General features: G+C 42.1%; 10 protein-coding genes. 3 read left to right on the forward strand and 7 right to left on the reverse strand.

All coding sequences use genetic code 11. The features are described 5' to 3' along the window. Position 1: 1 nt before the first annotated feature. The 6 genes from M2273_RS05285 to M2273_RS05310 are packed head-to-tail and all read right to left on the reverse strand — an operon-like array spanning position 2 to position 6,326. The gene (locus M2273_RS05285; protein ID WP_429393900.1) at positions 2-1,507 is read right to left on the reverse strand and encodes a sugar ABC transporter ATP-binding protein; all 1,506 of its coding nucleotides are present in this window, start codon (positions 1,505-1,507) and stop codon (positions 2-4) included. Continuing rightward, positions 1,507-2,130 (reverse strand): DUF2291 domain-containing protein, encoded by a 624-nt coding sequence (locus tag M2273_RS05290; RefSeq protein WP_429393903.1) that lies wholly within the window; start codon positions 2,128-2,130, stop codon positions 1,507-1,509. The genes M2273_RS05285 and M2273_RS05290 overlap by 1 nt, the downstream gene beginning before the upstream one ends. A gap of 3 nt (positions 2,131-2,133) precedes the next feature. Continuing rightward, entirely contained in the window at positions 2,134-3,075 is a 942-nt protein-coding gene (locus M2273_RS05295; protein WP_429393905.1) for a D-ribose ABC transporter substrate-binding protein, read from the reverse strand. Between the two features lie 29 nt (positions 3,076-3,104). Further along, positions 3,105-4,076 (reverse strand): transketolase family protein, encoded by a 972-nt coding sequence (locus tag M2273_RS05300; protein ID WP_429393907.1) that lies wholly within the window; start codon positions 4,074-4,076, stop codon positions 3,105-3,107. A gap of 7 nt (positions 4,077-4,083) precedes the next feature. After that, complete coding sequence (locus M2273_RS05305) at positions 4,084-4,914, reverse strand: transketolase (protein ID WP_429393909.1); 831 nt, start codon at positions 4,912-4,914, stop codon at positions 4,084-4,086. Positions 4,915-4,916: 2 nt separating this feature from the next. Then, positions 4,917-6,326 carry an L-fucose/L-arabinose isomerase family protein gene (locus tag M2273_RS05310; protein WP_429393911.1) on the reverse strand — a complete coding sequence of 470 codons (1,410 nt, stop codon included), beginning with the start codon at positions 6,324-6,326 and terminating at the stop codon, positions 4,917-4,919. 375 nt (positions 6,327-6,701) lie between these two features. Here M2273_RS05310 and M2273_RS05315 point away from each other — a divergent pair, with 375 nt between their 5' ends. After that, entirely contained in the window at positions 6,702-7,466 is a 765-nt protein-coding gene (locus tag M2273_RS05315) for a DeoR/GlpR family DNA-binding transcription regulator (protein ID WP_429393914.1), read from the forward strand. A gap of 118 nt (positions 7,467-7,584) precedes the next feature. Here the strand turns inward: M2273_RS05315 and M2273_RS05320 are convergent, their stop codons facing one another. After that, positions 7,585-7,851 (reverse strand): DUF4342 domain-containing protein, encoded by a 267-nt coding sequence (locus tag M2273_RS05320; protein WP_429393917.1) that lies wholly within the window; start codon positions 7,849-7,851, stop codon positions 7,585-7,587. Between the two features lie 342 nt (positions 7,852-8,193). On the opposite strand from M2273_RS05320, the gene M2273_RS05325 reads away from it, so the two are divergent. Continuing rightward, positions 8,194-10,956 carry a glycoside hydrolase family 2 protein gene (locus M2273_RS05325; protein WP_429393919.1) on the forward strand — a complete coding sequence of 921 codons (2,763 nt, stop codon included), beginning with the start codon at positions 8,194-8,196 and terminating at the stop codon, positions 10,954-10,956. A gap of 42 nt (positions 10,957-10,998) precedes the next feature. After that, on the forward strand, positions 10,999-12,231 hold the full coding sequence (locus M2273_RS05330) for a PQQ-dependent sugar dehydrogenase (RefSeq protein WP_429393921.1): 1,233 nt from the start codon (positions 10,999-11,001) through the stop codon (positions 12,229-12,231). The last annotated feature ends 70 nt before the right edge of the window (positions 12,232-12,301 follow it).

A 12,301-nucleotide genomic window follows, 5' to 3' on the forward strand; every position in this document is an offset into this window, starting at 1 on the left:
TTTAATTTATATCAGCTATCGCTGCTTTAAGTATGTTGTCTTCGGTTGCGTCGCCTGAGTTAAACGTAGCGGTTATAGCGCCATCGGCCATTACCAGTATCCTGTCGGCTACCGCCATGATCTCAGGTAGTTCAGACGATACCATGATGATGCCCAACCCAGATGCGGCCAGTTCTGCAATCAACTTATAGATCTCATTTTTGGCATTAATATCTATCCCTCGGGTTGGTTCGTCAAGCATCAGTACTTTGGGCCGCGTTGCCAGGCATTTGGCAATAACAATTTTTTGCTGATTGCCACCGCTTAAATTTTTAACCGTTTGCTTTTCAGATGGCGTTTTAATTTTTAATGCTTTTATGTACTTGTGAGCCAGTTCCAGCTCGGCTTTGTTGTTGATGAGCCCCACACTTTGCATTTTATCAAGCGAACTCAGGCTGATATTGGTTTTTACATCCAAACCTAAAACCAAGCCATCCTTTTTACGGTCCTCGGGTACCAGCGCCATACCGGCCTTGATAGCCTCAGCCGCAGATTTGTATTTAACAGGTTGATTATTGAGCGTGATAGCCGCTTTAGTAAGCCCCGGATGCATACCCAGCAGGGCCTCCATCAGTTCGGTACGGCCTGCTCCCATTAAGCCAAATATGCCCAGTATTTCGCCATTGTAAAGTTCAAAGCAAATGTTTTTTAACAGTTGTTTTTGCTCGTTGCCGGCTTTGTTAAGGCAAAGGCCATCTACCTTTAACAATACGTTCTTTGCAATCGCGGCATTGCTGTTTCGAATAATCTCAATATCGCGGCCAACCATTTTGTGAATAAGTATATCATGCGTTATGTCCTTCATATCGCCGCTTTCAATGGTTCTTCCATCCCTTAAAACGGTGTAATGATCGGCTATCTTAAACAGCTCGTTCAGCTTATGCGAAATATAAACAATGGCTTTACCCTGGCTTTTTAAGTTGGTAATATTCTCAAACAGCACCTCCACTTCGCTTTCACTAATGGCGGAGGTTGGTTCATCCATAATGATCACTTCGGCATCATAAAGCAGCGCTTTGGCAATTTCAACCACCTGCTGCTGGCCCACTTTCAAATCGGCAATTATACTGTCGGCGTTTACTGATAGCTTAAGCTTTTGCAACAGTTCTGCAGTTCGCAGGCGCATGGCTTTTTTATCAAGCATACCCCAGCTATTGGTTAGCTCCCGGCCTAAAAATAAATTTTCGGTTATGGTAAGATGAGGCACCAGGTTAAGCTCCTGGTGAATAATGGCGATACCGGCATGTTGAGCCTCACGGGTGTTTTTAAAACGTACAGTGTTTCCCTTAAAAATAATATTGCCCTCGTAATCATCATACACACCCGAAAGTATTTTCATCAATGTTGATTTACCCGCGCCATTTTCGCCAATAATAGCTGTTACTTTTCCGGCGGCAAGCGCCAGGTTCACATTTTCAAGCGCGGTTACACCCGAAAATCTTTTGCATATATTTTCTGCTGCTAACACTAATTGGCTGTTTTTAATGATACCGGTATAATTTCAATCTTATTTAGGTTTATGTGTTCCTGGTTAAGCTCAAATGCCCCGGCAAAAGTTACCGTACTGCCTTTTTTAACTTTGCTTTTAAAGGACGGGACTATCTCATTTCTTACAATTTTATTTACCTCCGCCGATACATTGTTCAGATCCATAGTGTTGGTAAAATCATTAATGTTGATAATACCTGGCGCATCGCGCAAAGCATTGCCAAAAATGTATTCGGTGGCTATTTTAACGGTTTGTTTATTGGGGGTGAGCAGATAAACATCATTATCATCTACAGACGTCACAACACCCTGTCCCATCGTCATGAAAAAGCGGATGTTGCCGATATCCAATGCGTGTGAATTTGATTTGAATGTGCTATCGGGTTTGTTTTTTAATTGAGCCAACAACTGGTCAATTTCCAGAGCCTTAGCTGCGGCAGGCAAAAGCTGCTTGTCCATATAATTGCGGGCGTATGAAGTAGCGTTAAATTGCTTTACCGCCGATGCCTTCACCTCACTCAGTTTTTTAAAGTAAAAGGAGTTCCAGGCCAGGAAAACTACCACAATAATAGCCACAAGGTATTTAAGTGTTTTTTTTGCCATGGCTTAATCTTTTTTTCCGTAAGCTATATAATCGTTTATGTTATCGTTGGTAACCAGTTCAACGGCTACAGGTATTTTTTTGGGGAAATCGCGCTTGCCTTTAAAATATTCATCAGCATAATTGGCGGCAGTTTGCGCCATTACTTTAGGGAACTGCATGCCCGTGGCCGAAATTTTATTTTCCTTAATGGCCTGTACCACATCCTCGGCGCCATCAAAACCAAATACCTTCACACGGTTAGCCTTGCCGGCCGCAACCAAAGCCTGGTAAGCACCCATGGCCATAGCGTCATTACCGCAAAAAACAGCGTCAATATCGGGGTGGGCCTGTAGTATGGATTCCATGACCTCCATGGCTTTATTTCGGTCGAAATCGGCACTTTGCTGGGCAACCATTTTTAAACCGGGATAGTAATCAACCAGACTATGGAACCCTTTGGAGCGGCTCCAGGTGTTGTTGTCGGCTACTAAGCCTAACAATTCAACATAATTGCCTTTTTTATGCATGGTTTGCACAAAATATTTTCCAAGTGATACACTGCCTGAGTAACTGTCTGATAAGATTTGCGAAGTAGCGCCATCGACAGTGTTCACCTCCCTATCCATACAAAATACCGGTACGCCAGCTTTTTTGGCCTTCAATACATTTACCACAGAGCCGTTAGCATCAGTAGGATTAAACAAAATAGCGCTATAGCCGGAGGCGATGGCATTTTCAAAATGGTCGGTCTCCAACGCGGTATTGTTCTGCGAATCGAATATTTTAGATTCATAGCCCAGTGTTTTTGCTTGAGCGGCGGCCGTTTGCGCTAAAAAAACAAACCAGGGATTGTTTAATGTTGACACAATAATGGCCATCTTTTTTTGCTTCGCCGAGTCGGACCGATTTTTACAACCGGCAAAAACCAAAATCAGCAACAGCAATATTTTAAGGTATCTCATCATTTTTTAGGTTGTTGTGGCAATAGGTTATTTCATTGTTTTACAAGCATTTTTGTTACGGCCAGCGCAATCCCATCTGCCGACAAGCCGTAGTGATTAAATATTTCTGTTTGCGAACCTGTAACCGTGTATTCGTCAGGTATGCCCATTATTTTAAATGGTTTGTTATAGCCGTTAGCTAATAATAATGAAGCGCAGGCCTCTCCTAAACCACCGTAAATGCTGTGCTCTTCAACAGTGATGATGGCCCCGGTTTTTTCTGCAAGCTGTAATACCAGTTGAGCATCAAGCGGTTTAATGGTGTGCATACTTACCACGGTAGCTTTGATGCCCTGCTTACGTTCCAGTTTTTCAGCAGCCTGCAAAGCAGGGTAAACTGTTTCGCCCGTGGCGATGATCGACAGGCCATTACCCTCCTTAATCACACGCCCTTTACCAAATTCAAAACCAACGCTTTCATCCTCGGTTAGTGTAGCCATGGCCTTTTTACCAAAACGTAAATACAGCGGCTGATTAAGTAGTACTGCTTGTTTGACTGCTTCGCGGGTTTCAAAATTATCAGCGGGTGCCGCGATGATCAGGTTATTGATGGTGCGCAGTACTGCGAAATCATGCAAGCTATGGTGGGTTGAACCCAGCGCGCCATAACTAACCCCTGCGCTTATGCCAATAAGCCTTACCGGATTATTGGAGTAGGCCACATCATTTTTAATTTGTTCCAGGGCTCTTGCGGTTAAAAAGCAAGCCGGCGAAACGGCAAATGCCTTTTTACCCGCCGAAGCCAGTCCCGCGGCTACGCCAACCAGGTTTTGTTCGGCAATACCTATTTCTACAATTTGGTCAGGAAGATCGATGCCGAATTTAACCAGCTTACCAGAGCCTCTTGAATCGCTGGTAACGGCCACAATGCTCTTGTCATGAGTGGCCAGGTCTTGCAAAGTAGCCGAAAATATATCCTGGTTAGGTTTGCCGTTTATCGTAGTATTTTCAATTACTGCTCCCATGATCTGTTTAATTTACACCGGTCATTATTCCATCCAGCTCCTCGATAGCGGTTTCATATTGCTCCTTATCAGGTACGCCATGATGCCATTTTACACTGTTCTCCATAAAGCTTACCCCTTTGCCTTTTATAGTATGTGCTATAATGAGACTGGGTTTCCCTTTTTCAAAAGGCAACGCAGCAAAGGCTTCCTTAAGCGCTTTAATATCATGTCCGTCAACCTCCTTTACCGCCCAGCCAAAGCTTTCAAATTTGGAATCAATGGGATAGGTATTGCAAACATCAGCGTTAGTACCAGTGATCTGCAGCTTGTTATTATCTATTATGGCGCAAAGATTATCCAACTTATAATGCGCGGCGGTGAGAGCCGCCTCCCAGTTTGAACCTTCGGGCAGTTCGCCATCGCCTAAAAGCGTAAAAACATGATAAGCTTTATCATCCATTTTGGCGGCAAGGGCGGTTCCTACACTGATAGGAAGTCCGTGACCTAAAGCACCTGTATTTTGTTCAACACCATGCACCTTACGTGTAGGGTGACCTATATAGTGCGACTTATACTGGCATAAGGTATTCAGATCATCTTCAGGAAAAAAGCCTTTATCAGCAAGTACTACATATAATGCTTCTACACAATGGCCCTTGCTTTGGATATACCTGTCCCTATCTGGCGATGTAAAATTTTCTGACGATACATTTAAAACGCTGTTGTATAAAACGTTTAATATATCAACACACGAAAGGCTTCCCCCGGTATGGCCGGCTTTGGCCCCAACAATATATTTGAGGATCTTTTTGCGATACTTGACAGACTTCGCGATCAATTCCTTTTCAGTCATCATATTTATCCGTGTTGATAGATTTCCCAACCCATGTAATTACCCAGCGCCTCTTTCAGTATACCTGCTGTTTTTGAAGCATTCATGACCACGTGATGCTCAAAGCCATTACGGCAAACATATTGCATCAGTCCCTGCAGATCGGGAATCTGAGCAACGGCCCGGTTTCCAAAAGTATTCAGCGCGTCATCCGTTAAATTACCCTCGCCAAAATAGGCTTTGATAACTCCTTTGGGGTCATCAGTACTGATGCGTCCATACGTTAAAGGAGATGCCGGTGTACGACCGGATAATGCACCATAAGTATTTTCTACCCCAACGGTTGTACCCAAAATAGGCGCGTTGCTGATCTCGATATCGGGTAAAAATGATTTGGCCCAATTGCCGCAATGGAACAGTACACATTTGTTTTCATCATCTGCATAGTTGTTATTCCAATCAACCAGGGCGCTTGGCGAACCTGACGCCAGCTGCATAGCATACATGGTGAGCGTGCCGGTTACATCAACCTCACAGGCACTTGGCAGCATATTTTCGCTCATGATGCTCATGCTGGTGCAAACGTTGCAGCCATAGTTTTTTTGCAGCGAGGTCCAGCATTGTATAGCAGTAGCGTCAAGTGAGTTTTCCTGCATAAAATGATTAAGCACCACATCAAGTTTGGCAATTTGTATCAACGCTTCGTCGGGTGTTTTACCCTTAGGCGCATATGCCAAAACTTTATCTAAGTGCGCTTTTACTTCGGCATCGTCTTTGGTTAATTTATTGGCGTTGCCCAGGATCTCTGAAAGATCAACCGTAGTTACCGATATGCCGTTGCGCTGCAAGATCTTCTCGCTGTAACGAACCGTGTTAAAACCACCCGGACGGGCACCTACCGCACCTATACGAACTTTGCGCAGGCCCTTCACCACGCGACAAACCGCCACAAAACTTAACAGGTCTTCACTGAATTGAGGGCTCGAAGGATGCACTACATGACTATTGGTAAGTGTGTATTTAATACCGTACTGGTAAAAATTATTGCAAACCGATATTTTGCCGCACCAGGAATCGCGGCGACGGGCAACATCCAGTTTGTTGAGTTCATCGGGATAGGCTTGTACCAGTACAGGCACTGCCAGGCCTGATAGTTTAATGGTTTCGGCTACACCTCGTTCGTCGCCAAAATTGGGCAGAAATACGATGATGCCACTAATGTCATCCTGATGCTTTCTAAACAAATCGGCACACCGTTGCGCATCCTTGAAGGTTTCGACACCGCCAAGCTTGGATTCTTGCTCATCCAGCATAATGGGTGTAATGTTAAGCTTATCAAACAGGGCTATAATATCGGTACGGGCCTCCGAAACTAAACGATCCGGAAAAAAATCACGGTTACCGATAATTACACCCAGGGTTGTTTTATTATTCATTTTTTGTTTTTTTATAATATAGTTCGGTAACTATAAAAAGCATGGTTACCAACAAGCAACTTATTATACTTTATAATTGGCTCAATCAGGAAAAACGGCACAATACGCATTCCCAACTTTGGAAAGCCAAAATAGAAAACAAAAAAAGAAAAAACAAACAAAACAAAGATTATATACTATACTTTATTATCATATTACTATACTATGTTTTCGTTCTATAGATTAAACTTTTGATTTTTTACTCAATAAATCACCTTTTTCATAATTCATCTACTTTTTGAAATTACCAACTGATTAATTTGCGCTTTATTTCGATTTATTTGTTTTGCTTTTCATTGGTTCAATTATATATCTTTGAAAAATCAAAGAATAAAAATGCTTGCAAATCAACGAAGGGATAAAATCCTGGATCTTTTAAAAGAGGATGGCTCGGCCAAGGTTACAGACCTGGCAAAAATCTTTAAGGTTACTGAGGTAACCGTTAGGCAGGATTTAGAAAAACTGGAGAAAGATGGCTTGCTGATCCGGGAGCACGGGGGCGCTTTTTTAAAAAATATTAAAGATCAGGTAAGCTCATTTTCAGTAGCTAACCACGAGAATTTAGATAAAAAAGAGCTCATTGCTACTAAATGCATGGAATTTATTGAAAACGGAGATACCATAATACTTGATTCCGGTTCAACCACTACGGAGATAGCTAAAAAGTTAAAAGGTAACCGGCATGTAACCGTTATTACCAATGCGTTGAATATTGCTTTGATGTTAGGGGCCGAACCTGATATTGAGGTAATTATGACCGGCGGAGAATTTAAACCCCCTACCTTATCCTTAACCGGCCAAAAAGCGGCCGATTTTTTTAAGGGGATTAATGTTCAAAAATTATTCCTGGCAACCGCGGGTCTATCTTTAAAGGCTGGTTTAACCTATCCCAGTATTAGCGATCTGGTTGTAAAAAAGGCGATGATTGATGCCGCAGAAACTACCTATTTGGTAGCCGACTCTACTAAATTTGGTAAAAGCGCATTCGCCAGTTTAGGGGCATTGTCACTCATCAATTATATTATAACTGACGGCGGCGTTGAGGAAAAAGATAAGGAAGTTTTTAGAGCTCATGAAATAGAGCTAATAATAGCAGATTAGTAACGTTTGCCATTCATTATACCAATTATCACCCAACAGTGATTATGTTAGCTAAAACAAACGCATACCAATAGTGACTAACTAAAAATCGATATCCCAACACGCCACGCATGTAGGATTATTTTAACGGATGGTCGTCCTCCACTTTAGGTTCCCGCTCAACGGTAATACTACATTCTCCTACAAATGCCGCGAATGCGCCAACCGCCGCGAAAACCGGTGCAAACACTGCTGCAACTACACCAATAGTCAATGGAAAAGTTATCAGCTCTTTACCAGTTTTATCATTTACTGTAATACGGGTTACATTTCCTTCCGCTATTAATTCCTTTACTTTTTTCAACAGGTTTTCGCCATGCAGGCTAAAAGTTTCTTTTGTTGTCATGATTACTGTTATTTATTTAAATGTAGAAATAAAGCAAGCCTTAAGCTTGATTATAAGCAATTTACTTATTTAGACACCTTTTCAAGCATTTAGTTACGAAGCTTTTTGTTTCATAAAACAATTCGCTTTAAATAAACCAATTGCTAACTCTTTACAGGGGGATAGAATAAGCTTGAAAAGACCAAACGTGCAATAGAACCACTAAAATAAAAATGAAAAACATAGAAAGAACCCGTCTTGTTCATCACGCAGAAAAGTTATCTTCACAAAAAAATTAACCGAGTTGCCAGCTACCCCAGCAACTTAAAAAACCTATGTTACTGATTTGTCTGATAAATAATCATGAAAAAAACACTTCTGCTGTTATTGTTCACGGTGATCTGTTTCCATGCGTTTTCGCAGGAAACCATTATTAAATATCTGTCCGGAACAGATAAGGATCATACCATACCATGGGATTTTTATTGTACGGGTGGAAGAAACAGCGGCAAATGGACAAAAATCGCGGTACCCTCCAACTGGGAATTGCAAGGCTTTGGCAGCTATAATTATGGCCATGATAAAGTAAAAACCAACGAACAGGGGCTTTATAAGCATGAGTTTTTTGCCGAAAACTGGCAGAACAAAAAAGTATTTATAGTTTTTGAGGGATCAATGACAGATACTAAAGTAATGATTAATGGTAAGCAGGCCGGGCCGCTACACCAGGGAAGCTTTTATCGTTTTAAATATGATATAACCAATCTGCTTAAACCCAATGACAAAAACTTACTGGAAGTAACTGTTGATAAAACCTCAGCAAATGCATCTGTGAATGATGCGGAACGTAAAAACAGTGATTTTTGGGTATTCGGTGGCATTTTTCGTCCGGTTTATCTGGAAGTTGTTTCCGCAACCTTTATTGACAGGATGGCGGTAAATGCAAAAGCCGACGGATCTTTCCAACTGGACGTATATCCGCAAAATTTAAAGGGCGACGAAACAATTGAAGCACAGGTACAAAAAACAAACGGTGAAAATATAGATAAGCCATTTGCTGTTAAAGCAGACACCACCCAGGAATATCAGGAACTAAAAAACAATTTCAACAGGCCCTTATTGTGGAGTGCGGAATTTCCTAACTTATACCAGGTTATTGTCACTATAAAAAACAAGCAGGGCATTATTCATAGCGTTAAGCAAAAATTTGGATTCCGTACGGTTGAGTTGCGAACCAATGACGGGTTTTATATAAACGGAGCCAAAATAATAATGAAAGGCAGTGACCGCCATAGCTTTTGGCCCGAAACTGGTCGTACCCTAAGCCACAATATTCATTTAATGGATGTGAGGCTGATGAAGCAAATGAATATGAACGCGGTGCGCATGTCGCACTACCCTCCTGATCGTGATTTCCTTGATGTATGTGATTCCTTAGGTTTATATGTACTGGATGAACTAACCGGCTGGCAAGCTAAATATGATACCATAGTTGGTCATAAACTGGTTAAGGAACTGGTGGTACGCGACGTAAATCATCCATCCATTGTTTTTTGGGACAACGGTAACGAAGGGGGCTGGAACAGGGGTTTAGATAATGACTATGCCTTATATGACCCACAAAAGCGCACAGTGATACATCCCTGGGAAAAATTTAACGGTACGGATACTAAACATTATCCTGATTATAATTACATGGTTAAAGCAGCAACTACCGGACAGGAGGTGTTTTTCCCTACAGAATTTATGCATGGGCTATATGATGGCGGAGCCGGAGCAGCGCTCGACGATTTTTGGGACCAGATGATGAAGCATCCGCACGGAGCGGGTGGCTTTATATGGGCATTTTTAGACGAAGCCATTATCCGCACAGATAAAAATGGGATATATGACGCTGATGGCAACCATGCGCCGGATGGCATTGTGGGCCCGCATCGTGAAAAGGAAGCCAGTTTTTATACTATAAAAGAGATCTGGTCGCCCGTTTATATCAATCCACAGCCAATTGATCGAACCTTTACGGGCAAAATTCCTGTAGAAAACCGGTATGCTTTTACCAATTTTAGTCAGTGTACATTTAAGTGGAAGCTGGTTAAATTTCCATCGGCACATGATAAAACCACGGCGCCTATTGTAAAAGCAACTGGCACGCCTGCAGCGATTGATCTTAAACCTGGTGAAAAAGACATGCTCAACTTAGCCTTACCCCTACTATGGTCAAAAAACGATGCGCTATACCTTACTGCTTATGGCCCGGATAAGAAAGAAATTTTTACCTGGAGCTGGGCAATCAGTACCCCGGCAGCTATCGCGAAAAGAATTATTCCGTCGCCAGCTAAATCTGCAATAAAAACAGAAGAAACAGGGCAGTCGCTCATCATAAAATGCGATGGCATAGGTTATTATTTTGATAAATCCACGGGGTATATCCAAAAAGTAGTTAAACCATCCGGCACCATTTCGTTATCGGGAGGACCTGTTTTGGCTGGTATAAATACGGAGCGAAAAACGTTTGACCACAAGTCTTTCCAGGGGCAATACATTGTTAGCACTACTTATGAAGCGACAGCAGGAGCATTACAAGTAAAATGGACGTTTAAACCCGGACAACCCGTAAAACTGGAATATCAATATATCCAACAGGGAGCCGCTGATTTTATGGGGATTACCTTTAATTATCCGGAAGAAAAAATCACCGGTATGAAATGGCTTGGCCGGGGGCCATACCGGGTTTGGAAAAACAGGCTGAAGGGGCAGCAATTTGGAGTTTGGCACAAGGCCTACAATAATACCATTACCGGTGAAACCTGGAAGTATCCCGAATTTAAAGGGTACCATGCGGAAGTTAACTGGGTGGTGATTGAAAATAAAGAATCGCCGTTTACTGTTTATACTGCTGATAAAAACACATATCTGCAAATGTTGCATCCGGGAAGGGAGAAGGATGCGCTTGAAAACAATAATGTTGAACCGGCTTTTCCTGAAGGTAATATAGGTTTTTTAAACGCGATTAGCCCTATTGGCACCAAATTTCAGCCTGCAGAAGTAATGGGGCCACAAAGCCAGAAAAACCAGGCTAACGGTAAACAAATAACCGGGACGCTATGGTTTGACTTTATTCACTAATTACCCCCCAATATTAAACCAATGAATGTCAAAAAAAGCACTATGAAAAAAATATTTCGGGAAAAACTTCCTTCCTTTATTGTCCTGGGCATTACGATGTGCCTGCTCTCCTCCTATGTTTTCCACAAAACCAAATCTATTAATGAAAATGACGAGCTGTCACCTATAACTGTAAAAGTACAACAGGTTGCCGGTAATCTGCAGGCACCTACAGACGTGGCTTTCCCAGGTAATGGAGATGTCTGGATAACCGAGCAAACGGGCAAAATACGGGTCATTAAGCATGGTAAACTAAGTGATGTTCCCTTGCTTGACCTGCACAGTAAGCTTCCCCAATTAAGCAATAGTTACGACGAGCGGGGTTTATTAGGAATTGCACTGCACCCTCAATTTAAAACCAATAGAAAACTCTATGTATTTTACAGTGCGCCGGCATCTGCCACGAACTTTGATCATCAGGATATTATCGCCGAGTATAAGTTATCGGCAAGTTCAGACCGGATAGATCCGAATAGCGGCCGGATAATCCTTTCTACAGATAAGCCGGCTGGAAACCATAACGGCGGCTGTATACAATTTGGCCCCGATGGCTATTTATATATTTCATTTGGTGATGGCGGCGGCCAGGGTGATAAACATGGTGAATTTGGTAACGGACAAGCAATGAATACCTGGCTTGGTAAAATATTGCGTATTGATATTAATACAAAAACAGGTTACCTGGTTCCAAAAGACAATCCTTTTGTCGGCAGAAAAAATGCAAAGCCTGAAATATGGGCATATGGTTTCCGTAACCCCTACCGGTTTTCTTTCGACAAAACATCCGGGCAACTATTTGCCGGCGATGTTGGCCAGGACAACTGGGAAGAGGTTGATATTGTTAATAAAGGTGCCAATTATGGCTGGAGATTAACAGAAGGAACACATTGTTATAATCCTGCTACAGGCTGTGATATCAAAGGAATTACCATGCCCATAACAGAGTATAGTCATAAAATAGGCATAAGCGTAATGGGCGGCTATGTTTATAATGGCCAACAAGTACCTGTATTAAAAAGCAAATACCTGTTTGCTGACTGGACGGGGCCGATATTCTATCTGCAAAAAGCAGGTACTAAATGGCAAAGAGGCAGAATTACATTACAAAACATTCCCCAAAACTTAAAAATAACCGCGTTTGGTGAAGATCCGGCAGGCGAAATTTATATACTAACCAGTCCGGATACTGGCCCTGGAAATACAAAGGGAAGTATCTATAAGATTGTAAAAAACTAAAGATGGTACTAAAAAGGCAAATGAAAAATCATTTGCCTTTTTAGTACCATCCAGATATAACGCGGGTAGT

The sequence above is a fragment of the Mucilaginibacter lappiensis genome, from assembly GCF_050433765.1.
Taxonomy (GTDB): Bacteria; Bacteroidota; Bacteroidia; order Sphingobacteriales; family Sphingobacteriaceae; genus Mucilaginibacter; species Mucilaginibacter lappiensis_A.

What these genes read in the sequence shown, in the direction of transcription:
- M2273_RS05290 (WP_429393903.1), bottom strand. Translation starts at nt 2,130, where the DNA reads ATGGCAAAAAAAACACTTAAATACCTTGTGGCTATTATTGTGGTAGTT.
- M2273_RS05320 (WP_429393917.1), bottom strand. Translation starts at nt 7,851, where the DNA reads ATGACAACAAAAGAAACTTTTAGCCTGCATGGCGAAAACCTGTTGAAA.
- M2273_RS05305 (WP_429393909.1), bottom strand. Translation starts at nt 4,914, where the DNA reads ATGATGACTGAAAAGGAATTGATCGCGAAGTCTGTCAAGTATCGCAAA.
- M2273_RS05325 (WP_429393919.1), top strand. Translation starts at nt 8,194, where the DNA reads ATGAAAAAAACACTTCTGCTGTTATTGTTCACGGTGATCTGTTTCCAT.
- M2273_RS05330 (WP_429393921.1), top strand. Translation starts at nt 10,999, where the DNA reads ATGAAAAAAATATTTCGGGAAAAACTTCCTTCCTTTATTGTCCTGGGC.
- M2273_RS05295 (WP_429393905.1), bottom strand. Translation starts at nt 3,075, where the DNA reads ATGATGAGATACCTTAAAATATTGCTGTTGCTGATTTTGGTTTTTGCC.
- M2273_RS05310 (WP_429393911.1), bottom strand. Translation starts at nt 6,326, where the DNA reads ATGAATAATAAAACAACCCTGGGTGTAATTATCGGTAACCGTGATTTT.
- M2273_RS05315 (WP_429393914.1), top strand. Translation starts at nt 6,702, where the DNA reads ATGCTTGCAAATCAACGAAGGGATAAAATCCTGGATCTTTTAAAAGAG.
- M2273_RS05300 (WP_429393907.1), bottom strand. Translation starts at nt 4,076, where the DNA reads ATGGGAGCAGTAATTGAAAATACTACGATAAACGGCAAACCTAACCAG.